This is a genomic window from Mycobacterium sp. (genome assembly GCF_046330795.1).
Taxonomy (GTDB): domain Bacteria; phylum Actinomycetota; class Actinomycetes; order Mycobacteriales; family Mycobacteriaceae; genus Mycobacterium.
The window spans coordinates 330,462-354,748 of sequence record NZ_JAXLSA010000001.1; the positions used below are offsets into that span (position 1 = coordinate 330,462).

Consider the following 24,287-nt stretch of genomic DNA (forward strand, 5'->3'; position numbering starts at 1 on the left):
ATAGCGGGTATATCTGACTGCACAGGTCCGGCTGCCTGGCTGGACTCGAGCTAGGAGGTCCAGATGGACACCGTGTATCAAGCCGCCACCGAGATCCTGGCCCGGTCGTCGACCCTGACGAGCGTGGGCTGGATCGGCTACATCATCATCGGCGCCATCGCCGGTGGATCGCCGGCAAGATCGTCCGTGGCGGCGGGGACGGCATCCTGATGAACATCGTGATCGGCGTGGTCGGCGCCCTCATCGGCGGGTTCCTGCTGAGCTTCTTCCTCAACACGGCAGGGGGCGGCTGGTGGTTCACGCTGTTCACCGCGGTGCTGGGGTCGGTGATCCTGCTCTGGCTGGTCGGTCTGGTTCGTAAGGCCTGATCGCACCAGATCCCGCCTCTCACAAGCTGATCGACGCCCCGTCGAGTCGCTGGACCACCTCGGACAGCGGCCGGCGGGGCGTCGCCGGCAGTGGGTCGGCATTGAGCGGGGCCCAGCCGATCCGCAACAGCATCTGCGGGAAACCGTCGCCGTCGAGCGCCAGCGACCGAACGGTCTCGCGGGTGCCGGCGATCTCCAGGGGCTCCGTCAGCGGACAGCTGGCCAGCCCCAGCGCCGTCGCCGTCAACAACACCACGCCGGTGGCCTCGCCGGCCCGCAGCAGCGAGATGTGGTCGTCGGTGCTGGTTCCCAGTACCAGCACGACGCCGGCATCGTTACGGGATTCGGCGCCGCGGGGCTGGGGCAGTGCCGGGCTGGCGAACGCGCGGCCGGGGACGGGACCGTGCGACGGGGCGGGGGTGTTCCGCGCCGGCACCCCGGCGAGCGACCCGTAGCGGCCGCTCCACCGGGCCAGTTCGGCCAGGTATTCGGCGTCTTCGGCGTGTTGGTGGGTGGCCGTCGCGAGCACCGCGCTCAGTTGCCTCAGGTCGTCGACCCGGCGCAGTGCGACACCGCTGCGCGCGGCCCGGGCGGCCATCTGCGCGATGTCGCCGGCGGGCACCGGCCATGAGCTGTACCAGCGCCGGTCGGTCCGGCGGCGGGGGATCGCCGACGCGAGCGCGATGTCCTGCTCGGTGCCGGTGGAGGGCAGCAGCTCGATGCTGGCCAGGTGGTCGGGGTCGGCCGGGTTGGGCAACCGGTGGATGTGCGCCTGCCAGCCGAGGGCGGCCAGGGCCACCGAGAAGTGTTGCAGCGCCACGCCACAGCTCAGGATCAGCTCGCGCCGGGCCGGATCGGCGCGCGCGAGTTGCCGTTCGGCGTCGGCGTAGAGGTGCACGGTGCGCTCGCCGACGCGCCACCGCCACGGCTGGGAATTGTGGATCGACGGAGCCCGGACCGCCAGCGCCAGCGCGGCCCGGATCGTTTCGTCGTCGGGAAATCCGCTCTCCATGGATCAACTCTGGCACCAGCGCCGGGATCGCCGTCGGCGCAAAGGACCCCGATCCCGGGCCGTTGGTCCCTTTGGCCGCTTATGGTCCAACCATGTTCGCGTGGCAGGTGGCCAGACCGGGTCCGATGGTGACCGCGCCGTTGCGGCGAGCGACGGTGCCGGTGCCCGAGCCGGCACCCGACGAGCTCCTGGTGGCGGTGCGGGCCTGCGGGGTGTGCCGGACCGATCTGCATGTGTCCGAAGGTGATCTGCCGGTGCACCGCGCCGACGTCGTCCCGGGCCATGAGGTGGTGGGGGAGGTGGTCCGACTGGGCGACGGCCTCGGCCCCGACTGCGGGTTCGGGGTCGGGGACCGGGTCGGCGTCGCCTGGCTGCGGCACACCTGCGGCCAATGCCGCTACTGCGCGGCCGGACGGGAGAACCTGTGTCCGGGGTCGCGCTACACGGGCTGGGACGCCGACGGTGGATACGCCGAATTTACTACGGTTCCAGCGGCTTTCGCACATCAGCTGCCCGACGGATACAGCGATGCCGAACTCGCGCCGCTGCTGTGCGCGGGCATCATCGGCTTCCGGTCCCTGCGCCGCGCGGCGCTGCCGGCCGGCGGCCGGCTGGGGCTCTACGGTTTCGGCGGCAGCGCGCACATCACCGCTCAGGTGGCGTTGGCGGAGGGTGCGGAGGTGCATGTGATGACGCGCGGGGCGGCCGACCGCGAGCTGGCGCTGGCGCTCGGGGCCGCCTCTGCCCAGGGCGCCGCCGATCCGCCTCCGGTGGCCCTGGATTCGGCGATCCTGTTCGCGCCCGTCGGCGACCTGGTGGCGCCGGCACTGGAGGCACTGGATCGCGGTGGCACGCTGGCCATCGCCGGGATCCATCTGAGCGATGTGGGTCCGCTGAACTACCAGCGTCATCTGTTCCAGGAGCGGCAGGTCCGCTCGGTGACGTCGAACACCCGGGCCGACGCCCGCGATTTCCTCGAGTTCGCCGGCCGGCACCATCTGGCGGTCACGACGCAGCCCTATTCGCTGGCCGACGCCGACCGCGCCCTGACCGACCTGGCGGCGGGCCGGATCTCGGGAGCGGCGGTGCTCTCGCCGTGAGTCAGATCGCCGCGATCACGCCCCGCAGTTGTGCGGGCAGGCTCCCCCTGCCGGTCGCATAGAGGGGCCCCGCCGCGTCGCCGAGCAGCAACCTGAGCCGGGCGACACCGCGGGGGCGTACGCGCCCGGTGCGGTCGAGGCGCTGCAGGATCTGATCGATCAAGGCCGAATCGGCGATAATAGCGTTGTGCTGCAACGGAACTCGTCGTGAAGTACTGATGTTGTGAACACGGGTCCCGACGAGAACGGTCCGCAGGCCGTCGGCCAGACGCCGCCGTTCGGCCGGTCCGACGATCCGGGCGGCGTGCAGCGCCAGCGGGCTACCGGGAAGCACCGTCACGCCACGGTCCAGGTCGCGGTCATATCGGCCGGCCCGCCACCGGGCCCGCAGTCGCACGGTCCAGCCGGCCGGCTGGGGTACGGCATCCAGGCGCAGGTGCGTGGCGATCGAGGCGGTTCGCATGGCGTCTCCCAAAGTCGTGACCTTCAAATACGCTATACCGGTTATTCATGACCAGTCAATCGCATTCAACAGTCATGTCACGTAGGCTACCGGCATGGAGTGGTACGACGACCACGAGTCCAAGCCCGCACCCGGGCGGCTACGACTGATCCAGGCCCTGGTCAACACCCTGGATCGGGAATCCCACCAGGACCGTCTCGCCGATCCCGCGCACGCCGCGCCATGGCTGACCGAGAACGGGCTGCTGTCGCCCGGCGAACAACTCACCGAACCGGACCGGCGCACCGTCATCGAGGTGCGGGAAGCATTGCGCGCGTTGATCATCCACAACACCGGCGGCCCCCCCGCGGACGGCGCACTCACCCGCCTGGCGGGTGCCGGCCGGGCCGTGGCCAGCCTGGGTGCCGACGGCCGCATCACCCTGGCGCCCGACGGCGACACGGTGACCGACCGGCTGTTCGGGCTGCTGTTGATCGTCAAGGACGCACAGGACGACGGCAGCTGGGGACACCTGAAGGCCTGTGCCAACGATGAGTGCCGGTGGGCGTTCTACGACCGGTCCCGCAACCACGGCGGCACCTGGTGCGAGATGTCGACCTGTGGCAACAAGCTCAAGAACCGTGAATTCCGCGCGCGGAGGAAGAGCTAGCCGCGTCGGGGGCGGAAGCTAGTTGGAAAGGTGCCAGACCAGGGCGGCGGCCAGGGCGCCCAGCCCGTTGAGTGACCAGTGCAGCGCGATCGGTGCGATCAGGCTGCCGCTGCGGCGGCGCAACCAGGTGAACACGAATCCGGCGGCGGCGGTGGCGATCACGGCGCCGACGACGCCCGCGATCATTCCGAACATCCCGCCCCCGAGGATCCGGGTGAAACCGACATTGCCGGCCGTCAGGCCCAGCGAGGTGGCGATGTGCCAGAGCCCGAACAGCAGCGAGCCGGCGGCCGCGACGCCGCGGAATCCCCAGGCCCGGTCCAGGGCGCCGTGCAAAACGCCCCGGAAGGCCAGTTCCTCGGGGATGACGGTTTGCAGCGGGATGATCACCATCGAGGCGAGCAGCGCGCCCGACACGGTGGCGTAGTGGTTGTTCAGGAACATCGGCCGGGTCCACGGCAGCAGTGCGCCGATCGCGATCACCGAGCCGACGACGGCGAAGGCCACCAGCGCGTACCCGGCTCCGGTCCGCCAGTGCTCGCGGCCCAGTCCGAGTTCGGCCCAGCCCAGCCCGCGGGAGCGCACCAGTAGCACCAGGGCGACAGCGGCGGCCGGGACGACCACCACGTTGGCCCACGGAGTGGTGAAGTGCGCCACCAGGTTGGTCAGGGCGAGCATGACCACCACGATCGCGATGTCGACGTACACCCGGAAGTGGTGCAGCGCCGCCAATTGGCCCACCAGCGGGTGGTGGGTGGGAGCATCCCAGGCGTGGGGCTCACATACGGAGATGGCGGCGGCGTCGGACATAACCCCCCCAGCGTACCGGGCGCCGACGGCTGCCTTGCCGACCCTACCAACCGGTTGAGTGAGTTCTGTGGTTATCCTTGACCGGTCAATCGTCGGGGACAGGTGGAGGCACTCCGTATGGCCGAGCGCGCAGCGCTGCTGGAATCGCTACGCGTGGTCGACCTCTCCCGCGGCGACGGCGACGCGGTGGCCCGGATCCTGGCCGACCTGGGCGCCGACGTCCTCAAGGTCGAGGCGCCCGGCGGCAGTCCGGCCCGCGCGACCCTGCCGCGACTGGCCGGCACCGGGGTGGCGTTCGCGCTGCACAACGCGAACAAGCGCGCCACGGTGCTCGATCCGGAGTCCGACGTCGACCGCGTCCGACTGTTCGATCTGCTGGCCGGCGCCGACGTGCTCATCGACTCCGGCCTGCCGGGTTTCGCCGCCGCCTTCGGTTCGTCGGCCGCCGACCTCGCCGACCGCTTCGAGCACCTCGTCGTGCTGTCGGTCACCGACTTCGGGACGTCGGGTCCGCGGGCGCACTGGCGGGCCACCGACGCTGTGCTCTACGCGTTGTCGTCCGCACTGTCACGGTCCGGCCCGCCGACGGGCGCCCCGGTGCTGCCGCCGGACGGCATCGCTTCGGCCACCGCCGCCGTGCAGGCCACCTGGGCCGTGCTGGTGGCCTACTATCACCGATTGCGTTGTGGCCGTGGTGATTACATCGACTTCTCGCGGTACGAGGCCGTCTTGCTGGCACTGGATCCCCCGTTCGGATCGATGGGGCAGGCGGCCAACGCGCAGCGTCCCGACGCGTGGCGCGGCCGTCCGCGCAGTCAGGATCCGTATCCGATCATCGCCTGCCGGGACGGCTATGTCCGGCTGACCGTGATGGCACCGCGGCAGTGGCACGGGCTGCGCGCCTGGATGGGGGAGCCCGAGGCCTACCAGGACCCCAGGTTCGACGCCGTCGGCCAGCGGTTCGCGGCGTGGGGCGAGATCGGCGCGCTGCTGGCCGCGCAGTTCGCCGACCGCACGATGGACGAGCTGGCCGCCGAGGGGCAGGCGTACGGCGTGCCGATCGCCGCGGTGCTCGAGCCCGCACAGGTGCTGCACGCCGAGCATTTCCGCACCGTCGGAGCGCTGACGGACGCCGAACTGGTGCCTGGGGTGCGCACCGAGGTGCCGGTCGGGTACTACAACGTCGACGGGCGGCGGGCCGGGTTCCGCACGCCCGCCCCGGCGCCCGGTGCCGACCTGCCCGAGTGGCCCCGAGCGGCGCAACCGGACCCGCCGGCCGACAATCCGCCGCTGCCGTTCACCGGGGTGCGGATCGTCGACCTCGGCATCATCGTCGCCGGCGGCGAACTCAGCCGGCTGTTCGGCGATCTGGGCGCCGAGGTGATCAAGGTGGAGAGCACCCAGTTCCCCGACGGCCTGCGGCAGACCCGGCCCGGCCAGGTGATGAGCGAGTCGTTCGCCTGGACACACCGGAACAACCTGGCGCTGGGCCTCGAGTTGCGCAGCGCCGACGGCGTCGCGGTGTTCGCCGATCTGGTCGGCCGGTCCGATGCCGTGTTCGCCAACTTCAAGCCGGGAACCCTTGCCGGACTAGGTTTTTCATTCGAGAAGCTGCAGGAGATCAACCCGGCGGTGGTGCTCGCCGAGAGCAGCGCGTTCGGGGACACCGGACCGTGGAGCAACCGGCTGGGGTACGGCCCGCTGGTGCGCGCCAGCACCGGTGTGACCAGCCTGTGGGCCGGCGCCGACGCCGGTGACGGCCGGCATCCGTTCTTCGACGCCACCACGGTGTTCCCCGATCACGTGGTCGCACGGATCACCGCGATCGGTGCGCTGGCGGGCCTGATCCGGCGCGTGCACACCGGGCACGGTGCGCGCATCCATGTCTCCCAGGCCGAGGCCGGCATCAACCAGCTCGACACGCTCTACGTCACGCGCAACGCCCGCGCCGAATACCCCGACCTGCTCGAGGACGTCGACCCCGCTGTCCAGAACGACGGCGTGTACCCGTGCGCCGGCGACGACGAATGGTGCGTCATCTCGTTGCGCGGGCCGGCCGACCGGGCCGCCGCCGGAGCCGTGATCGGCTCGGCCGACAACTGGCAGGCGTGGACGTCGCAGCGCAGCCCGGCCGCGGCGGCCGAGGAGTTGCAGCGGGCCGGGGTCGCCGCCGCGCCGATGTACCGGCGCCCGGACGTGCTCGCCGATGCGCACCTGGCGGCGCGTGGGCTCTATCAGCAGATGACCCACCCGATGATCGAGGGTGCACTGCCCGCCGAATCCGGCCCGGCGCCCTTCCGGCACATCGGACCCGCGCCGCAGCGGCCCGCGCCGGTGCCCGGGCAGGACACCGTCGAGATCTGCCGGGACATCCTGGAATTCGACGACGCCCGCACCACCCGGCTGTTGGCCGAGGGCGTGCTGTTCACCACCCCGGAGAGGACCCGCACATGATCTCGACACCCGCACAGGTCTTCATAGCCGGCGCGTTCCGGCCCGCCGACCACGCCGAACCCGTGCTCGAGGCCGCGACGGGCGAGCACCTGGGCGACGGCGCCTCGGCCGGTCCGGCCGACGTCGACGCGGCCGTCGACGCGGCCCGGGCCGCGCTGCCCGGCTGGCGGGCCACCCCGGCGGCCGAGCGGGCGGGCGTCCTGCGGGCGATGGCGACCGCGCTGAAGGCGCGGGCCAAGTACACCAACGAGCTGGTCACGCGGGAGAACGGCATGCCGATGTCGTTGTCGCGCGGAGCCAACGGCGCCTTCCCGGCGCTGCTGCTGAACTACTACGCCGACCTGATCACCACCAGGGCCGACGAGGAGATCCGGCCGAGCGCGATCGGGCACACCATCGTGCGCCGCGAGCCGGTCGGGGTGGTCGCGGCCATCACACCGTGGAACTACCCGCAGGCCCTGGCCGCGTTCAAATTGGCGCCCGCGCTGGCCGCCGGCTGCCCCGTCGTCCTCAAGCCCTCACCCGAGACCGCGCTGGACGCGCTGGTCTTCGGCGAGGCGGCCGAGGAGGCCGGGCTGCCACCGGGAGTGCTCAACGTGGTCGCCGGCGGGGCGGCCGCCGGTGCACAACTGGTGAGTCACCCGGGCGTCGACAAGGTCTCCTTCACCGGTTCGACCGTCGCGGGCCGGATCATCGGTGAGGCCTGCGGCCGGCTGCTGCGGCCGGTGACCCTCGAACTGGGTGGCAAATCGGCGGCCATCATCCTCGACGACGCCGACCTGGACATCACCATGGCCGGGTTGCGCACGCAGTCGTTCGCCAACAACGGCCAGACCTGCTATCTCAATTCGCGGATCCTGGCGCCGCGCGCACGCTACGACGAGGTGGTGGACGCCATGGCCGCGCTGGCCGAGGGCCTGGTGGTCGGTGACCCGCTGGACCCCGCCACCGACATCGGTCCCGTCGTCAGCGAGAAGCAGCGCGAGCGGATCCTGGGCCATATCGCGGCCGGGACCGCCGACGGCGCCAAACTCGTTGCGGGCGGCTCGATCCCGAAGGACCGGCCGCGCGGCTGGTTCGTCGAACCCACGATCTTTGCCGACGTGAAGAACAGCGACCGGATCGCCCGCGAGGAGATCTTCGGCCCGGTCCTGGCGGTGATCCCCTACGACGACGATGCCGAGGCGGTGCGCATCGCCAACGACAGCGACTTCGGCCTGGGGGGCACCGTGTGGTCCACCGACACCGACCGGGCCACCGCCGTCGCCCGTGCCGTGGAAACCGGCACCATCGGGATCAACGCCTACAACCTCGACATCGCGGCCCCGTTCGGCGGGGTCAAGGCCAGTGGCCTGGGCCGTGAGCTCGGCCCCGAGGGGCTGGACGCCTACCTCGTCACCAAATCCATCTACCGCACTGGACAGGCCTGACATGACTGCCACATCCTTGGATCCCCGCACCCCCGTCCTGGTCGGCTACGGCCAGGTCAACCAGCACGCCGACCCGTCGGCCGCGGTCGAGCCCGTCGCGTTGATGGCGCAGGCCGCCCGGGCCGCGGCCGACCCGCGCGTACTCGCCGCCGTCGATGCCATCCGGGTGGTCAACCTGCTGTCCTGGCGCTACCGGGATCCGGGCCTGGCCCTCGGGGAGCTCATCGGTGCCCGCGATCCCGGCACCCGCTACACCGGCATCGGCGGCAACGTGCCGCAGACCCTGGTCAACCAGGCCTGCCTGGACATCATGGCCGGGCGTGCCGAGGTGGTCCTGCTGGCCGGTGCCGAGACCTGGCGCACCCGTAAACAGCAGAAGGCCAACGGAATTCGGCCAAACTGGACGTCGCAGGACGAGTCGGTGGCGGTGCCGCCGGGCGCCGAGGACGCCGTCGACATGTCCAGCCCGGCGCAGGACCGCATCAAACTGGCGCTGCCCTCGCACGTGTACCCGCTGTTCGAGGAGGCGCTGCGGGTGGCTGCCGGCGAGGCTCCCGACGACCATCGCCGGCGCATCGCGGAACTGTGGGCGCGGTTCAACGAGGTGGCCCAGCGCAATCCGCATGCATGGAGCAACCGGGCCTACAGTGCCGACGAGATCGGCACGGCCGGCCCGCAGAACCGGATGATCAGCTGGCCCTACACCAAGCTGCTGAACTCCAACAACATGGTGGACCAGGGCGCAGCGCTGATCCTGACCTCGGTGGAGAAGGCGACCTATCTGCAGATCCCTTCGGAGCGTTGGATCTTCCCGTGGTCGGGCACCGACGCGCACGATACCTACGCGGTCGCCGAACGCTGGGAGTACCACCGCAGCCCGGCCATCCGGATCGGTGCGCAGCGGGCCCTCGAACTGGCCGGACTCGATGCCGGTGACGTCGACCTGATCGACATCTATTCCTGCTTCCCGTCGGCGGTGCAGGTGGCCGCCAACGAGATCGGGGTGCCGACCGACGACCCGGCGCGTCCCCTCACGGTCACCGGCGGGCTCACCTTCGCCGGCGGGCCGTGGAACAACTACGTCATGCACTCGATCGCCACCATGGCCGAGCAGCTGGCCGCCGCGCCGGGCACGCGGGGCCTGATCACCGCCAACGGCGGATATCTGACCAAGCACGCGTTCGGCGTCTACAGCGCCACCCCGCCGCCCGGCGGATTCCGGTGGGCCGACGTCCAGGACCTGGTGGACCGCGAACCGACCCGCGCCGAGGACGCCGACTTCGCCGGTGTCGGGACGCTGGAGTCGTGGACCGCGTCATTCGACCGGGACGGCCGGCCGGACAAGGCGTTCCTGGCGGTGCGCACCCCGGCCGAGGCGCGTGCACTGGCCGTGATCACCGATCCGGACGGCGCCGCGGCGCTGATCGAGTCGGCGGACCCGGCCGGCGCGAAGGTCCGGGTGCAGCCCGACGGCAGCGCCGAACTGATCTGATCCGGCCGCCGCCGGCAAAGTTTCGCGGCGTCCCCGATAGCGTCCTGTGCTGGCGTGATCGGCGGTTCCGTGCAATCCCGCCGAACCCCCGCAACAGGCAGGCGACGGGCATATTCTCTCCGGTGAGGGATCGGGGAACGAGAATGCGAATATTGATCACCGGTGTCACCAGTGGTCTGGGCCGCCTGACGGCGGCACATCTGCTGGCATCGGGGCATCGGGTGACCGGGGTCGCCCTGAGAGCACACCGCGATCTCGACCCCCGCGTGACGGTGACGTACCGCCCGCTGGATCCCGGCCGGCTCGCGGCGCTGACCGACGACGCCGACGTGGTGGTCCACCTGGCACCGGTGGAGCCGGCCGCGCCCGAATCGGTCGAGTTGACCGGACTGCTCCAGTTGGCGGATGCGGCGGCCCGGTCCGGCACCCGGCTGATCGTCCCGATCCACGCGGGCGGCGATCCGGAGCTCTACCGGCAGGCCCGGGAATTGGCCGGGTCCAGCTGGGGACCCACCCTGGTGGTGCGGCTGGCCCCGCTGATCGGCCGCATCGACGACTTCGCGGTGCGGCGCACCCTGGCCACCCTGGCGAGCGACCGGCACCACACGACGACGCCGGTGCGCCTGCTCCACGTCGACGATCTGTGCCGGTTCCTGTCACTCGCGGTGGGCAGCGATCGCACCGGTGAACTGGACGTGGCCGGGGCGGAGTCGATCACCTACGTGTCGGCCCGCCGGCTGCTCGCGGGGCTACCGGTCCGGCGGGGCACGCCGCTGTGGACGGTTCCCGACCCGGTCTTCAGACTCATTCCGCTGCAACGTGATTGGCAGTTCGAATGTGGCTGGACGGCGGCCCAGGCCGTTGCCGACGCGGCCCGGGGTCCGGCCGGCCGCCCGTTGGGCGACGACGACGGCCGGGCGCTCGTCGCTGCCCCGGCGACGGGTTCCCCCGCCGCGCCCGAGGGGACCGCCGGCGAGTTCGACTATCCGATCGACGCCCGATACCCGCTGTTCAGTGCCGCCGGGGTGCCCGACGCACTGCCGGGTCCGCTGACGCCCATCACCCTCGACGTTCAGGTCGGCGCGATGCGGGCGGCGCAGCGCGCCACCGCCGGGTTGCTGGGTATGCCGGCCGACCTGGCTGCCGAGTGGGGCGCGCGGGCCACGGCGATCTTCGGTCACCGGGTCTACACCGGGGTCTCCGTGCACGACGCGTACGAACCCCGGGCCGCGACCGCGCAGCGCGTCCTGCGGACCGCCCGCGGCTACCCCGACCGGTGTCACGCCCACGCCGCCGCGGTGACGGCGGCGGCTTGCGATGCCGAGACGCTGGGCACCCTGTCCGAAGCCCGGATCGACGCCCGAATGATGCTGCTGTGCAACCAGATCCAGGACGGTTGGGAGCTGAGTGCTCTCGGGGTGTCCATCGAGGGCGCGTTCAACCGGCTGTCCCGGCGGCCGGGGTCGCTGACTCCGCCGCCGGCGAGCATGACGTCCACCGGGCACCTGGCCGCGCATACGGCGGTGCTGGCGGGCTTGCTGCGTCGGGGTGCCGCGGGACCGGACTTCGCCGCTGCGTTCGATGCGGTGGTGCGCGAGGTCGGGCACCGTGGACCGGGGGAGGCCGAGCTCGCCAACCCCGTCATCGCCGACGATCCGGGCCTGCTGCTGGCGGCCGCCGAACTCGCGGCCACCGAGGAAGCGCTGCCCGCCGTCGAACCGGACCGTCCGCCGTCCGACCCGATCAGCCGGCGTATCACCCGCACCCGGTCGGCGCGCGAGACGGCCTGGGACAGCACCGTGCGCGCCACCCATCAGCTCCGGATATTGTTGCGCGAGAAGGGTTCCCGTCTGGTGGCTGCCGACGTGATGGACAACGCCGACGACGTCTGCTATCTGACTCGCTTCGAACTGCTCGCCACACCGCCGGATCATCGGGAACTGGTCGAGCGGCGCCGGGCCGAGATGGCGCGGCTGCAGGCGCTCAGCCTGCCCGAGGTGATCGACGGGCAGTGGACACCGGCGGAGCATCCCGCCGCCGAGGCCGCCGGCCCGCTGGCGGCGTCCGACCTGGCCGACGCGGCGTCCTGATCAGGCCCGCATTCCGGCCAGCGGCTGGCCAGGGTCGGCCAGCCGGTCCGGGTCCACCGGAACCCGCGAGCGCACCAGGTCCTTGATGTCGTCGAGGCCGTCCCAGACGTTGACGTTCATCCCGGCCAGCACGCGGTCGTCCGCGTCGAGCCAGAATGCGCTGAACTCCCGGCCGGCGACCTCGCCGCGGGTCAGCAGCCGCCGGTAGCCCTCGGAGTCCCCGACGTATTCCATGCCGAGGTCGTACTGGTCGGTGAAGAAGTAGGGCAGCTGGTCGTAGACGGCGTCGCGGCCCATCATCGCCGCGGCCGCCGTGGTCGGCTGGTTGAGGGCGTTGGCCCAGTGCTCGGTGCGAATTCGCTTGCCCAGCAACGGATGTTCCGCGGCGGCGATGTCGCCGACGGCGAAGATGTCCGGATCGCTGGTGCGCAACGACGCGTCCACCGCCACGCCGCCCCGGGCCATCTGGAGCCCGGCCGCCTCGGCGATCTCGACGTTGGGGATCGCGCCGACGGCCACCAGCACGGCATCGGCGGCGACGTCGGTCCCGTCCTCCAGCGTGATGCCGACGGCGCGCTGCCCGTCGGTGGTGATCCCGGTGGCACCGGTGTTCAGCCGTAGGTCGACCCCGTGCTCGCGGTGCAGGTCGGCGAACACGGCCGCCATCTCGGGGCCGAGCGCGGCCAGCAGCGGCAGTTCTGTGGGCTCGACGACGGTCACCGGCACATCGCGGCCGCGTGCGGTGGCGGCCACCTCGAGTCCGATCCAGCCGCCCCCGACGACGGCCAGCGGTGCGCCGGCGCTCAGCGCGGCGTCGATGGCCTCGGCGTCGGCCAGCGTGCGCAGATAGTAGACACGGTCGGCCCCGGCTCCGGGCAGGTCCAGGTGGCGCGAACGCGAGCCGGTGGCCAGCAGCAGTTTGTCGTAGCCCACCGCCTGCCCGTCGGGCAGAGTGACGGCATTCGCCGCCCGGTCGATGCCGTCGACCTCGGTGCCGGGATGGAATTCGACGTCGTGGTCGCGGTACCACGCGCTGCCGTGCACGGTGAACTCTTCGGCGGCCTTCTTGCCGGCCAGGAAGTCCTTGGACAACGGCGGTCGCTCGTAGGGTAACGCGTCCTCGGCCGAGAACAGCACGATATTGCCGTCGAAATCATTGTTGCGCAACGCTTCTGCGGCCCGGGCACCGGCCAGCCCGCCGCCGACGATGACGAATGTGGGGTTTCTGGACATGCCTGTTCGCGTACCCGCGCAGGCGGGTTCTGAACCCTATTTGGCGGGCAGGCTGCGGGCGTGGTCGACGCCACGGCGCACCCACGGCTGCAGTTGCCGTTTGGTGCCGATGCCCTGGTCGGTGACCCTGATCCAGCCCCGGACCTCCCGCCCGCCCATCACCATGGGTTCGACGTGGGAGCGGTCCAGCAGGGCGGCAGTGTCCTGCGCCGGCACCCGAACCATCAGGCCACCCCGGCCGCTGACGCAGACGGCCATGTTGCCGCCGATCAGGAAGGCCAGGCCGCCGAACATCGCCCGCTCGGTGAACTGCGCGCCGCTGAGCAGTTCCCGGATCCGATGGGCCAGGTCGTGGTCGTAGGACATCTCAGTCGTGGGCCGGCTCAGGCCAGGTCGATCCGGATGGTCACCGGGTCGGTGCCCATCAGCCGCACCCGCGTGTCGTAGCGCTGTACCCGGTGCACGACGGCACGTTCGAGGCTCATACCGTGAGTCTAGGGTGCGCCGAGTGTGAATCCTTGGCGAGTTTCCCGGCGGTTTCTCGCACCAGATTCACACTCGGCGCGTCACGGGTCAGGCCGCGGCGGTCACCTCGGCAACCGGCTCCAATGCCTGCGCGACGATGTCGGCGACGTCGGTCATCGGCCGGACGTCGAGCGCCTCGAGCACCTCGACGGGCACGTCGTCGAGGTCGGGCTCGTTGCGGACCGGGATGAAAACCGTTGACAGACCGGCACGTTGGGCCGCCAGCAGCTTCTGCTTGACCCCGCCGATCGGCAGCACCCGGCCGTTGAGTGTGACCTCGCCGGTCATCCCGACATCCGAGCGGACCTGTCGCCCAGTGGCCATCGACACCAGCGCGGTCACCATCGTGACGCCCGCGGACGGACCGTCCTTGGGCACCGCCCCCGCGGGCACGTGCACGTGGATCTTGCGGTCCAGCGCCTTCGGGTCGACACCCAGCTGCTCGGCGTGCGACCGCACGTAGGACAGCGCGATCTGCGCGGACTCCTTCATGACGTCGCCGAGCTGACCGGTCAACACCAGTCCTGGCTCGCCGTCGGTCGAACCCGCCTCGATGTAGAGCACGTCGCCGCCCATGCCGGTGACGGCCAGTCCGGTGGCCACACCCGGCACCGCGGTGCGTTCGGCCGACTCCGGGGTGAACCGCGGCCGGCCCAGGTAGTCGACGAGGTCCGGCTCATCGATCGTGAAGCCGGTGATCCCGTCGTCGGCGGCCAGCTTGGTGGTGGCCTTGCGCAACGCCTTGGCCAGCAGCCGCTCGAATTGCCGCACCCCCGGTTCGCGGGTGTAGTCCGCGGCGATCTTGCGCAGCGCGGCCTCCGTGACGGTCACCTCGTCGGCACCGAGCGCGGCCCGCTCGGCCTGCCGGGGCAGCAGGTAGTCGCGTGCGATGGCCACCTTGTCGTCCTCGGTGTAGCCGTCGAGCTGGATCAGCTCCATCCGGTCCAACAGCGCGGACGGGATGTTCTCGATCACGTTGGCCGTCGCCAGGAACACCACATCGGACAGGTCCAGGTCGAGTTCGAGGTAGTGGTCGCGGAACGTATGGTTCTGCGCCGGGTCGAGCACCTCGAGCAGCGCGGCACTGGGGTCGCCCCGGTAGTCCGAGCCCACCTTGTCGATCTCGTCGAGCAGCACAACGGGATTCATCGAGCCGGCCTCGCCGATGGCCCGCACGATCCGGCCCGGCAGGGCGCCGACGTAGGTGCGCCGGTGGCCGCGGATCTCGGCCTCGTCCCGGACGCCGCCGAGGGCGACGCGGACGAACTTGCGGCCCAGGGCGCGCGCCACCGACTCACCCAGCGACGTCTTGCCGACACCCGGGGGACCGGCCAGCACCATGACGGCGCCCGAGCCGCGGCCACCGACCACGCTCATCCCGCGCTGGGCGCGGCGGCTGCGGACGGCCAGGTATTCGACGATGCGGTCCTTGACGTCCTCGAGCCCGTGATGGTCGGCGTCCAGGACTTCTCTGGCGAGCCTCAGATCCGTGGCGTCCTCGGTCGTGGTGTTCCACGGCAGGTCCAGGACGGTGTCCAGCCAGGTCCGGATCCAGCCGCCCTCGGGACTCTGCTCGCTGGCGCGTTCCAGCTTGCCCACCTCGCGCAGCGCGGCCTCGCGGACCTTCTCGGGCAGGTCGGCCGCCTCGATGCGGGACCGGTAGTCATCCTCTTCTCCAGTCCCGTCGGGACCCAGCTCGCCGAGCTCCTTGCGGATGGCGGCCAACTGCTGGCGCAGCAGGAATTCCTTCTGCTGCTTGTCCATGCCGGCCCGGACGTCCTCGGCGATCTTGTCGTTCACCTCGACCTCGGCCAGGTGTTCACCCATCCATTCGACGAGCACGCGCAACCGCTGCGCCACATCCGTGGTCTCCAGGAGCTGTCGCTTCTGTTCGGCGGTCAGGTACGAGGCATAACCCGCCGTGTCGGCCAGCGCCGACGGATCGGTCAGCCCGTTGACGTGGTCGACGATCTGCCAGGCCTCGCGACGTTGCAGCAGGGCCAGCAGCAGTTTCTTGTACTCGGCGGCCAGGGACCGGATTTCGTCGGTGGCTTCGAGCTCCTCGACCTCGTCCACCAGGACCCACAGCGCCGTGCCGGGGCCGGTGGTCCCGGCGCCGATGTGCGCACGCTTCTCGCCCCGCACGACGGCGGCGCTGCCGGTGCCGCCGGCAACGCGGCCGACCTGCACGATCGACGCGATCACGCCGTGCGTGGGATAACGGTCATCCAGGTGCGGGGCGATCAGCAGCCGGCCGGGTTCTCCGTCCGGGGCCGCGGCGCGAGCGGCCTGAACGGCCGCCTGCGCGGCGTCGTCGAGCTCGATCGGCACCACCATGCCGGGCAGCACGATCGGATCGGCCAGGAACAGGACGGGCAACGACAGGGAACGTGGTGTGGAAATGGCGTCGGCCATCAAACCTCCAGAGTTGATACTGCTGCGCTCAACCCTGTCGCGGGCCGGTTTGTTCCCGTCGCCTCTCAGTTCGGCTGCAGGGCCGCCAGCACCCGGCGCATGTCCGTGCGCCGCTCCTCGATCGCCCGCCCGATCTCCTGCAGCAACGCGGGCTTGTCCCGCACCAGTTCGTCGACGTCGTCGCGGTCGATCTCGAGGATGGTGACCTCGTCGAGCGCCACCGCATGCGCCGCCACCGGTTCGCGGGTCAGCGCCGTCTGGCCCAGGAAGTCGCCCTCCTCGAGGGTGCGCACCGTCACCAGGCTGCCGTCCGGCGCGGTGGCGGCCAGCCGGGCCTGCCCGGACACCACGAACTTCATCGCCAGCGGCACGGTGCCGGCCCGCTGGATGGTTTCGTCCGCGCCGTAGCGGAACATCCGCACCCGGTCCATCAGGAAGCGCTGATCGGCCGGGGTCAACCGCAGGATGGAGGTGCTGTCCCGGAGTGCCTCGCTCAGGCGTTCCTCGGTGGCGAAGTCGTCGTCGGCGCCGTCGAGGTGGTACTCGGCACGTCGCGCGGCGTACCACAACCACCGGTTGAAGGTCGCGCGGGCGGCGCCGTCGTCGGCCGGAGTGCGCAGCGGGATCGAGGTCCGGTACCCGCCGGCGCCGAGGGCGACTGCGGCGGGCCGGGCGTCGGGGCGGCACTGCGGCAGCGCGGCGGCCGTGCGCACCAGCAGCGCGCACACCCCGTCGGGCGGGTCGGCGGACGAGAACGTGGTCTCGATCGTGATCTTGTGGTCGCCGGCCGGCCGGCTCAGGTTGGTGAACGACGCGCCCGCCAGCACCGAGTTGGGAGTGACCTGGAGTCCCTTGCCGGTCTCGATGTGCACGGCGCGCCAGTTGACCTCCACCACGCGCCCGCGGGCGGCCGGGGTGTCGAGCCAGTCGCCGAGCTGGAAGGGCTGCTCGAACAACATCAGCAGCCCGGAGATGATCTGACCGACCGAGTTCTGCAGCGCCAGGCCCAGCACGATCGAACTGATGCCCAGCGCGGTGAACAGCCCGCCGACGTCGGCGCCCCAGATGACCGAGAAGATCATCGCCACCCCGACCGCGATCAGGACGAACCGCGCGACGTCGAGGAAGATCGACGGAATCCGCTTGCGCCAGCTGCCTTCCGGGGCACCCTGGAACAGCGTGGCGTTCAGGCCGGACAGCAGCAGCACGATGACCACGAACCCGAAGACCGTCGCGACGATCCGCACCGGCGTTTCGTGGCCGACTTCCTGCCGGGCCTTGGTCATCATCAGCAGCAGCGCGCCCAGCGGCAGGATGTAGGTCTTCAGCAGCCACACCGGCCTGGCCAGGTTGCTGTCGCGACGGCGCAGGGCGTTGTGCAGTTCGGTCAGCACCACCAGCCCCAGGGGCAGGCCGATGCCGACGCCGATGGCCCACGGCAACCACGACGACGAGAGGGCCGAATGCATCAGGAGCGCTCCGCGAGCCGCCAGATCGATTCGGTCGTGACGTCCGGTGGAGCTCCGACGGTGACCTCACCGACGGAGGTGAACCGTTCGCTGTCCCGCAGTGCCTCGTACACCGTCGTCGTCACGTAGATGCCCGGCTGACTCGAGCCGCTCTGGGCCTGGTAGGCCAGGTTGACCGCGGCGCCCCACAGGTCGTAGATGACGGCGGTGCGCCCGACCAGGCCGGAGCTGACGGTCCCGGTGTCGACGCCGGCCCGCAGGGCCAGTTCGTAGCCCGTCTCGGAACTGAAGCGGTCCACGATCTCTTCCATCTCGACCGCGAAATCGACAGTGCGCCGGACGTTGTCGAGGCGCGGCACGTTCAGCCCGCAGCTGGCCAGGTAGCCGCTGCGCATCGTGCGGACCCGTTCGACACCCATGCTCTCGGCCGCCGCGTCGAACTGGCGCACCAACTGGTTCACCGCGGTCAGCAACTCGTCACTGGACAAGCGGGTGGACAGTTCGTCGAGGCCGACGATGTCGGCGAAGATCACCGTCACGTCGCGATGTTCCTGGGCGACCATCTCCTCGCCCTGGCGGTACCGCTCCGCCACGGACTCGGGCATCAACGACAACAACAACCGGTCGTTCTCCTGGCGCTGCTGGGTCAGCAGATCGTCCTTGACCCGCAGACTGCGACTCATCTCGTTGAAGGATTTGGTCAGATCACCGAATTCGTCGCGCGACTCGACCGGCAGCGTGGTCTGGAAGTCACCGGCGCTGATCCGCCGGGCGCCGTCCTCGAGCCGGTGGATGGGTTTGACGAACAACCGCGACAGGAACATCGACGCCAGGCAGACCAGGAAGATGATGCCCATGGTCGAGAGCACCAGCTTCTTGGTGAAACTCTCGATGGGCGCGAACGCCTCCGCGGTGTCGATCTTGGCGATCATCACCCAGTGCAGGTTGGAGACCGTCATCGGGGCGTAGGACTGCAGTGATTCCTGACCCAGATAGTCCTCGGTGATGATCGTGCCGGACTGTCCGCGCTGGGCCAGCCGAACCGCCTCGTTACCGGCCGGCTGCACCAGGGTGGTGCCGCCGAATCGGATCGAGTCCTCGGCGACGTCCGGCGGGGTGCCCGCGTCGATGACGTCGTGCTTGAACTGCGCCGGATTCTCCAGGAAGAGCCGGGAATCCGACCGCATGAGGTTGTCGGTACCGACCAGGAAGGTCTCGCCGGTCCGGCCCATCCCGGAGCGGTCCCACTGCTTGTCGAACGTCATCAGCCGGTTCAGCTTGGTGATGGGGAACTGCATCGCGAGCACGCCCTCGACCCGGCCGCCCTCGCCGACCGGGGACATCAGCCACGCGGTGGGCTCGTTGTAGGACGGCAGGTAGGCGGCGAAATCCGTGGTGACGACGTAGTCCACCGTATTGGCGGCCATCGCCTTGTTGAACGCCTGGGCCAGATCACTGTCGTGGTACGGGCCGGTCATGATGTTCGTGCCGAGGTCGACGCCCTTGTAGGCGCTGTACACGACGTTGCCCCGGGGGTCGATCAGGAGCGCGTCGTCGTATTCGAAGCGCCGCACGATCTCGCGGAAGAAGTCGTTGTACTTCGCGTGCGCCGCGGTCCAGGTGCTGCCGTCGTGGGCGTCATCGACGTCGATGGAGTAGTTCTCGGTGGTGAACGGCGCGGTGTAGATGGCCTGCAGGTACCGCTGCGCATTCGATTGCGGCAACAGCCCGCGCACGTCGAGCTGGATCCCCGACTCCTTCCCGACCTGGGGTGCGAACTGGGTCCGGTAATAGTTGTCGATCTGCTATTGCTGCTGCGGGGTCACCGTGTACTTGGCCGGTTCGGTGTTGAGTTCGTCGAAGCCCCTGGTGAATTCGCGCATCGCGTTGATGGTGGTGGAGCCGCGGGTGTACACCACCAAGGAGTTCTGCAGATCCTTGAAGGATCCGTCAGCGAAGCGGGTCTGGGCTTCCCGGATCTCGGTGAGCCGGTCGAACGCGGCGGCCCGCAAGGACGCGCGGCCGGACTGATAGCCGATGGCGCCGACGATCGCCGCGGACAGGACGCTGGTCAGCAGGAGCATCAACAGCAACTTGGACTGGATGCTGACCCAGGAGAGCAGCCGGCGCCGGCCGCGGAAACGCCCGGCGGGGCGGGTCCGCTCGCCCGGGCGGGCGCCGTCCGGCGGGGCCTCGACAGCATCCTCGGTGGGCGTCGTCACGGCTCGAACATTAGCCGCTGCACCGGGTTTTCCCGGCGAACCGGGGCGGGACATGCCAGGGTGGTTCGTATGTCGGCGGCGGACCCGTTCGAGCTGAGCCGGTTCGTGGCCGCCCAGGACCGGTGCTACGAGACGGTTGTCGCCGAGTTGCGGTCGGGACGCAAACGCAGCCACTGGATCTGGTTCGTCTTCCCGCAACTGGCCGGCCTGGGCCACAGCCCGACCGCCCGGCGGTTCGGCATCTCCGGTTTGGCGGAGGCCGGGGCCTACTTGGCGCACCCCGTGCTCGGCCCCCGGCTGCGCGAGTGTGCCCGGATCCTGGTGGACGCCGGGCGACGCGAACGGCGTTCGGCGGACGAGATTTTCGGGTTCCCGGACCATCTGAAGGTCCGCAGCAGCATGACGCTGTTCGAGCGTGTTGCCGACGACCCGGCCGACTTCGCCGCGGTGCTCGACCAGTTCTACACCGGCTACCCGGACGGCCGGGAGGATCCGGCGACGCTGGCGCTGCTCGGTTGAGCGTCGGTCAGAGGGGCGCCGCGACCCGCCACCCGTGCGGGGGCACCATGAGATCGGTCAGCGTCCGCTCGGGTGGTGCGCCGCTGCCGGCGATCACGGTGGCCGCCGCCGGTAGCCGCACCGACACCGGGGTGTCCGAGACGCTGAGTGCCACCACCAGAGATTCGTCGCCACACCGGGTTTCGTACACGTAGCAGCGGTTGTCCAGGTGCAGCGCGGTGGTGCGGGCGGTGTGCAGCCAGGCGTGACGGCGGCGCAGCCCGATCAGGAACTGGTGCAGCGCGAACAGTTGCGCACCCGCCTCGTCCACGGGCATCGGGGGAGCCCCGAACTCCGGGCGCACCGCGTCGTCGCCGCCGGCGCGTTCCTCCTTGACGCCGTGCAGCCCGAACTCGTCGCCGGCGTAGATGGTCGGAACGCCGCCGGTGGTCATCAGCAGCACCAGGGCCTGCGCCACGTGGCGGGGGTCGGCCAGCCGGCTGGCGATGCGGGTCACGTCGTGGTTGCCGACGAAGGTCTGGGGCACAAAGGTTTCCAGGAATTCGGCGTGCCGGCCCAGCGCGTGATCGAGTTCGTGGAAATTGCCGTCGTTCAGCGCGCTCCAGGTCGCCTTCCACAGTTCGTACTGCGTCACCGCGTCGAAACCGGATTCGGTCACCATGGCCGCGTAGTCGCCGTGGATCACCTCGCCGACGAACCAGGCGTCGGGGTGACGTTCGCGCACCCGCGGCAGCACCTTGGCCCAGAACCGCCCGGGCACCGCGTACGCCGCGTCCAGTCGCCACCCGTCGGCGCCGCGGTCCAGCCAGTGGCCCATGACGTCCACGACGTAATCGACCACCTCCGGTTCGTCGTGGTTGAGGGCGATCAGGTCACCGTGGCCCTCGAAAGTGGCGAACCGGTCTGAACCACCGTTGTGCCCCCGGAACCAGCGCCGGGCGTCGGCGTCCCCGTCGAGGGCACGACGGTAGTGCGGGAAGTCAGTGCCGACATGGTTGAACACGCCGTCGAGCAGCACGCGCAACCCCTTGGCATGCGCCTGTTCGGCCAGTTCGTCGAAATCGTCCCCGGTGCCCAGCCGCGGGTCTATCCGATAATGGTCGGTGGTGTCGTAACCGTGTGTGCGCGAGGCGAATACGGGTCCCAGCGCGATGCCGGACGCCCCGAGCGTGACGACGTGGTCGAGCCATGCCGTCACTCGCCGCAGCCGATGCTCCTGCGGCGCTGGGGGTTCGGCGGCCGGGAAGGCGCCGGTGAAACCCAACGGGTAGACGTGCCACCAGATGGCGTGCCGCACCCAGGATGGTTCGGTCACGGCCGGAACCTGGCCTCGTAGAGCCGCTTCATCTCCGCCTCGAGTTGCGGTGCGGGCCCGTCGGTCACGATGCGCGGGGCCACCGTGGTGATCGGCAGCGCGGCCACCGGCGACGGCGGCGTGCCCCACTCGTCGCGCCAGCGCGACAGCTGCTGGGACGAGGTGGCGAACACGATGCGGCCCAGCCCGACCCAGGCATGCGCGGCCGCACACATCGGGCAGTGCTCGCCGGAGGTGTACACGGTGGTGCGCACGCGCCGCACGGGCGGGATGTTGTCGACCGCCCACGCGGCGATCGCGAATTCCGGATGCCGGGTGGCGTCCCCGTCCTTCACCCGGTTGCGGTCCTCGAACAACGTGGCACCGTCGGCGTCCACCAGGATCGAGCCGAACGGCTCGTCACCGTTCTCCAGTGCCTCCCGCGCCAGTTCCACGCAGCGCTCCAGGTGGGCGATGTCGTTGTCGGTCAAGGACATAGGAACGCAGTTTACGCACCGGATCCCAGAGCACGGGGTGGCGTCCGCGCGTCAGCGGGTAGCACGCGAGCCCGACCAGAACCGCGGTGAAGTGGCCGATCGCGGTGAAATCCGGGTCGGCCGCCAGGGCGATCCCGACCAGCGCGACCAGGCCGGTCAGGTAGACCCAGCGGAACGGTGGCGCGAACCGGTAGGTGAGCACGCCCAGCATCCCGGCCAGGAAGTAACTGACCCCGACGTCGTGGGCGCGGATCAGCCGGGGCGAGGCCTCGGCCTCCTGGATCGCCCAGTACAGCGTGCCCTCCCCGACGTACGTCGCCACCACGTGGGCGAGCAGCCCGACCGCCAGCCAGCGCAACGACCCCAGCCAGCGTTCGGCCGGCACCAGGATCAGGCAGTACATCAGCAGGTACGGCCACCACCACACGCCGTCGATCCACAGCAGGCTGGCGAACAGTACCCGGATCGGGTCGGTCGCCAGATGGTGCAGGTTGGTCGACTGGTGCTCGAGGACGGCATGCAGCTCGCGCCTGGTCAGGACGTGCTGATACACCGAGGTGGCCAGCAGTATCGCCAGCCAGCTGAACGTCAGCGGGGCGCTGCGGATGAACCGCCACACCGCGCGTCCTCGGCCCATCTGGCCCAGGGTAGACGGGAGCTCAGTGCCCCGCGACGAGGTCGGCCTCATCGTGCACCACCGGCTCGCGGGCCCCCGGCAGGAACCAGTACCCCAGACACACCAGGCCGAAGAACAGATAGCCAAGTGCCACTTGGGGATTGGCCGCCCAGGCCACCTCCGGAGCATGGATCAGCCCGATGAACGACAGCGCCGCACCCACCAGCGCGGCCACCGCCGCGGGCAGGAACTTCTTGTCCAGGATGAAAGTCACCACGGTGCCCAGGATCAGGCCCACCAGGACCGCGCCCTCACCCAGGGTCCGCAGCCCCTCGTACACCACGCCCGCGCTGTTGAGCGCGTCCACGCCCACCTTGTCCGCCGACGTCGCCGCCGCGCTCAGCGCGTTGTCGATCAGGCCGCTGGCCCACTGGGCCAGATTCGGCAGCAGCGCGGCCACCACCGCGATGGCATGCAGCCGCGGTACGGCCTGGAACGCCTGGGCGCCGATCAGCAGGCCGATGTAGAGCAGGATCGGCACGATCGCCGGTACCGGCAGCAGCGCCTCGAGGACGCCGAAAAGCCCGAGGAAACAGAACAATCCGATCACCGCGCCGCTGGCCAGTGAATAGCTCGCGCGCCCGCCGGCATCCTTCCAGCCGGGGTGTCCGATGTAGACCGCCGGCGGGAACGGCGATCCGAACGCCGAACCGATGACGGCGCCGGCGCCGTCGGCCAGCAGCACGCTGCGCAGGTTGTAGCTGTCGCCGGCGGCGGCCGCGCTCTCCACGTTGCTCATCGCCTCGGTGAAGTTGTAGACCCCCAGCGGTATCGCGGTGCCCAGCAGCGGGGCCAGGTTCGACAGCCCCGACCAGAGCAGGTCCACGCGCAGGTCGGGGATCCCGATCGCGATGTCGGAGATCGCCTTGCCGACATCCGGGGCCGACATATAGCCGCCGATCCAGCCGATCGCGGTGCCCACCAGCAGCGCGGCCAGCCCGACCGGGAAGCCGAACGGCAGTTTCACGTCGGTGAAGAACCCGATCAGGATGATCGCGAGCACCGGCAGGCCGATCCAGGCGGCTTCCCACATCTGCGCGGCCGGCCGCATCGAGATGAACGTGATCGAGATGCCGGCCAGGGTGCCCAGCATCGCGGCCCGCGGTGTCAGCATCCGGATGTACGGACCGACGAACGCCCCGATCATCACGATGACGCCGATCATGAACGCCCAGGCCAGACCCGCCGACCAGGCCTGCAGCGGGTCCTTGGTCTTCAGGTAGACCGGCAGCATCACCACGAACACGACGATGAACATGTGGGGCACGCTCGGCCCGTACGGCAGAGCGGTTACGTCGGAACGGTTTTCCCGCGCCGCCAGTCGGCGGGCCAGGAACGTGTAGTAGAGGTTGCCCAGGATCAATGCCACCCCGAGCGCGGGCAGCACCGTGCCCAGCACATTGTCGGCCGGCACTTGGACGACGCCGATCATCAGGCCGGTCAGCGTCAACACGTTCACCAGGATGTTGAAGCCCAGACCGAAGAAGGCGTTGGTGTCGCCGCGGGTCCACCATGACAACGGGGCGGTGGTCGTCTCGGTGCTCATCGGGTTGGCCTCCGGCGTGTCGA

At 70.3% G+C, this 24,287-nt stretch carries 18 protein-coding genes and 2 pseudogenes; 8 read left to right on the forward strand and 12 right to left on the reverse strand.

The genetic code is table 11. The annotated features are described in order from the left end of the window. Positions 1-63 precede the first annotated feature (63 nt). Positions 64-368: pseudogene (locus U0R18_RS01625) on the forward strand (GlsB/YeaQ/YmgE family stress response membrane protein). Positions 369-387: 19 nt separating this feature from the next. Here U0R18_RS01625 and U0R18_RS01630 read toward each other — a convergent pair. Then, positions 388-1,380, reverse strand: a complete 993-nt coding sequence (locus tag U0R18_RS01630; RefSeq protein ID WP_526365281.1) for a nitroreductase family protein — start codon at positions 1,378-1,380, stop codon at positions 388-390. Between the two features lie 92 nt (positions 1,381-1,472). On the opposite strand from U0R18_RS01630, the gene U0R18_RS01635 reads away from it, so the two are divergent. Then, the gene (locus U0R18_RS01635) at positions 1,473-2,480 is read left to right on the forward strand and encodes a zinc-binding alcohol dehydrogenase family protein (protein ID WP_526365283.1); all 1,008 of its coding nucleotides are present in this window, start codon (positions 1,473-1,475) and stop codon (positions 2,478-2,480) included. 1 nt (position 2,481) lies between these two features. Here the strand turns inward: U0R18_RS01635 and U0R18_RS01640 are convergent, their stop codons facing one another. Then, positions 2,482-2,943, reverse strand: coding sequence for a hypothetical protein (locus U0R18_RS01640; RefSeq protein ID WP_526365285.1), 462 nt, complete (start codon positions 2,941-2,943; stop codon positions 2,482-2,484). Positions 2,944-3,037: 94 nt separating this feature from the next. Between U0R18_RS01640 and U0R18_RS01645 the strand changes: the two genes are divergently transcribed. Continuing rightward, on the forward strand, positions 3,038-3,592 hold the full coding sequence (locus U0R18_RS01645) for a CGNR zinc finger domain-containing protein (protein ID WP_526365287.1): 555 nt from the start codon (positions 3,038-3,040) through the stop codon (positions 3,590-3,592). 18 nt (positions 3,593-3,610) lie between these two features. Here the strand turns inward: U0R18_RS01645 and U0R18_RS01650 are convergent, their stop codons facing one another. Beyond that, positions 3,611-4,402 (reverse strand): CPBP family intramembrane glutamic endopeptidase, encoded by a 792-nt coding sequence (locus U0R18_RS01650; RefSeq protein WP_526365289.1) that lies wholly within the window; start codon positions 4,400-4,402, stop codon positions 3,611-3,613. Positions 4,403-4,519: 117 nt separating this feature from the next. On the opposite strand from U0R18_RS01650, the gene U0R18_RS01655 reads away from it, so the two are divergent. From U0R18_RS01655 to U0R18_RS01670, 4 genes are all read left to right on the forward strand, one after another. Continuing rightward, the gene (locus U0R18_RS01655; RefSeq protein WP_526365291.1) at positions 4,520-6,856 is read left to right on the forward strand and encodes a CaiB/BaiF CoA transferase family protein; all 2,337 of its coding nucleotides are present in this window, start codon (positions 4,520-4,522) and stop codon (positions 6,854-6,856) included. Next, a complete protein-coding gene (locus U0R18_RS01660; protein WP_526365293.1) occupies positions 6,853-8,286 on the forward strand; it encodes an aldehyde dehydrogenase in 1,434 nt (477 codons plus the stop codon). The genes U0R18_RS01655 and U0R18_RS01660 overlap by 4 nt, the downstream gene beginning before the upstream one ends. Before the next feature lies 1 nt (position 8,287). Beyond that, entirely contained in the window at positions 8,288-9,778 is a 1,491-nt protein-coding gene (locus tag U0R18_RS01665) for an acetyl-CoA acetyltransferase (protein WP_526365295.1), read from the forward strand. 143 nt (positions 9,779-9,921) lie between these two features. Beyond that, entirely contained in the window at positions 9,922-11,868 is a 1,947-nt protein-coding gene (locus U0R18_RS01670; protein ID WP_526365297.1) for an NAD-dependent epimerase/dehydratase family protein, read from the forward strand. Here the strand turns inward: U0R18_RS01670 and U0R18_RS01675 are convergent, their stop codons facing one another. The 5 genes and pseudogenes from U0R18_RS01675 to U0R18_RS01695 form a co-directional block, all read right to left on the reverse strand. Next, positions 11,869-13,101 carry an NAD(P)/FAD-dependent oxidoreductase gene (locus U0R18_RS01675; protein ID WP_526365299.1) on the reverse strand — a complete coding sequence of 411 codons (1,233 nt, stop codon included), beginning with the start codon at positions 13,099-13,101 and terminating at the stop codon, positions 11,869-11,871. It abuts the gene before it with no gap. 36 nt (positions 13,102-13,137) lie between these two features. Then, complete coding sequence (locus tag U0R18_RS01680; protein WP_526365301.1) at positions 13,138-13,467, reverse strand: TfoX/Sxy family protein; 330 nt, start codon at positions 13,465-13,467, stop codon at positions 13,138-13,140. 207 nt (positions 13,468-13,674) lie between these two features. After that, positions 13,675-16,041: an endopeptidase La gene (lon, locus tag U0R18_RS01685; protein WP_526365303.1), complete on the reverse strand. Its 2,367-nt coding sequence runs from the start codon at positions 16,039-16,041 to the stop codon at positions 13,675-13,677. Positions 16,042-16,106: 65 nt separating this feature from the next. Continuing rightward, the gene (locus U0R18_RS01690; protein WP_526365305.1) at positions 16,107-17,510 is read right to left on the reverse strand and encodes a mechanosensitive ion channel domain-containing protein; all 1,404 of its coding nucleotides are present in this window, start codon (positions 17,508-17,510) and stop codon (positions 16,107-16,109) included. Next, positions 17,510-19,594: pseudogene (locus tag U0R18_RS01695) on the reverse strand (adenylate/guanylate cyclase domain-containing protein). Before U0R18_RS01695 ends, U0R18_RS01690 begins: the two are co-directional and overlap by 1 nt. Before the next feature lie 207 nt (positions 19,595-19,801). Between U0R18_RS01695 and U0R18_RS01700 the strand changes: the two are divergent. Continuing rightward, positions 19,802-20,251: a DUF1810 domain-containing protein gene (locus U0R18_RS01700; RefSeq protein ID WP_526365307.1), complete on the forward strand. Its 450-nt coding sequence runs from the start codon at positions 19,802-19,804 to the stop codon at positions 20,249-20,251. A gap of 7 nt (positions 20,252-20,258) precedes the next feature. Here the strand turns inward: U0R18_RS01700 and U0R18_RS01705 are convergent, their stop codons facing one another. Genes U0R18_RS01705 through U0R18_RS01720 form a run of 4 tightly spaced genes read right to left on the reverse strand, consistent with a single transcriptional unit; the run spans position 20,259 to position 24,264 of the window. Continuing rightward, positions 20,259-21,566, reverse strand: coding sequence for an alpha-amylase family protein (locus U0R18_RS01705; protein WP_526365309.1), 1,308 nt, complete (start codon positions 21,564-21,566; stop codon positions 20,259-20,261). Next, positions 21,563-22,042: a nucleoside deaminase gene (locus U0R18_RS01710; protein ID WP_526365311.1), complete on the reverse strand. Its 480-nt coding sequence runs from the start codon at positions 22,040-22,042 to the stop codon at positions 21,563-21,565. The genes U0R18_RS01705 and U0R18_RS01710 overlap by 4 nt, the downstream gene beginning before the upstream one ends. Beyond that, positions 21,966-22,679: a rhomboid-like protein gene (locus tag U0R18_RS01715; RefSeq protein WP_526365313.1), complete on the reverse strand. Its 714-nt coding sequence runs from the start codon at positions 22,677-22,679 to the stop codon at positions 21,966-21,968. The genes U0R18_RS01710 and U0R18_RS01715 overlap by 77 nt, the downstream gene beginning before the upstream one ends. A 22-nt stretch (positions 22,680-22,701) precedes the next feature. After that, the gene (locus U0R18_RS01720; RefSeq protein WP_526365315.1) at positions 22,702-24,264 is read right to left on the reverse strand and encodes a regulator; all 1,563 of its coding nucleotides are present in this window, start codon (positions 24,262-24,264) and stop codon (positions 22,702-22,704) included. Positions 24,265-24,287: the final 23 nt, after the last annotated feature.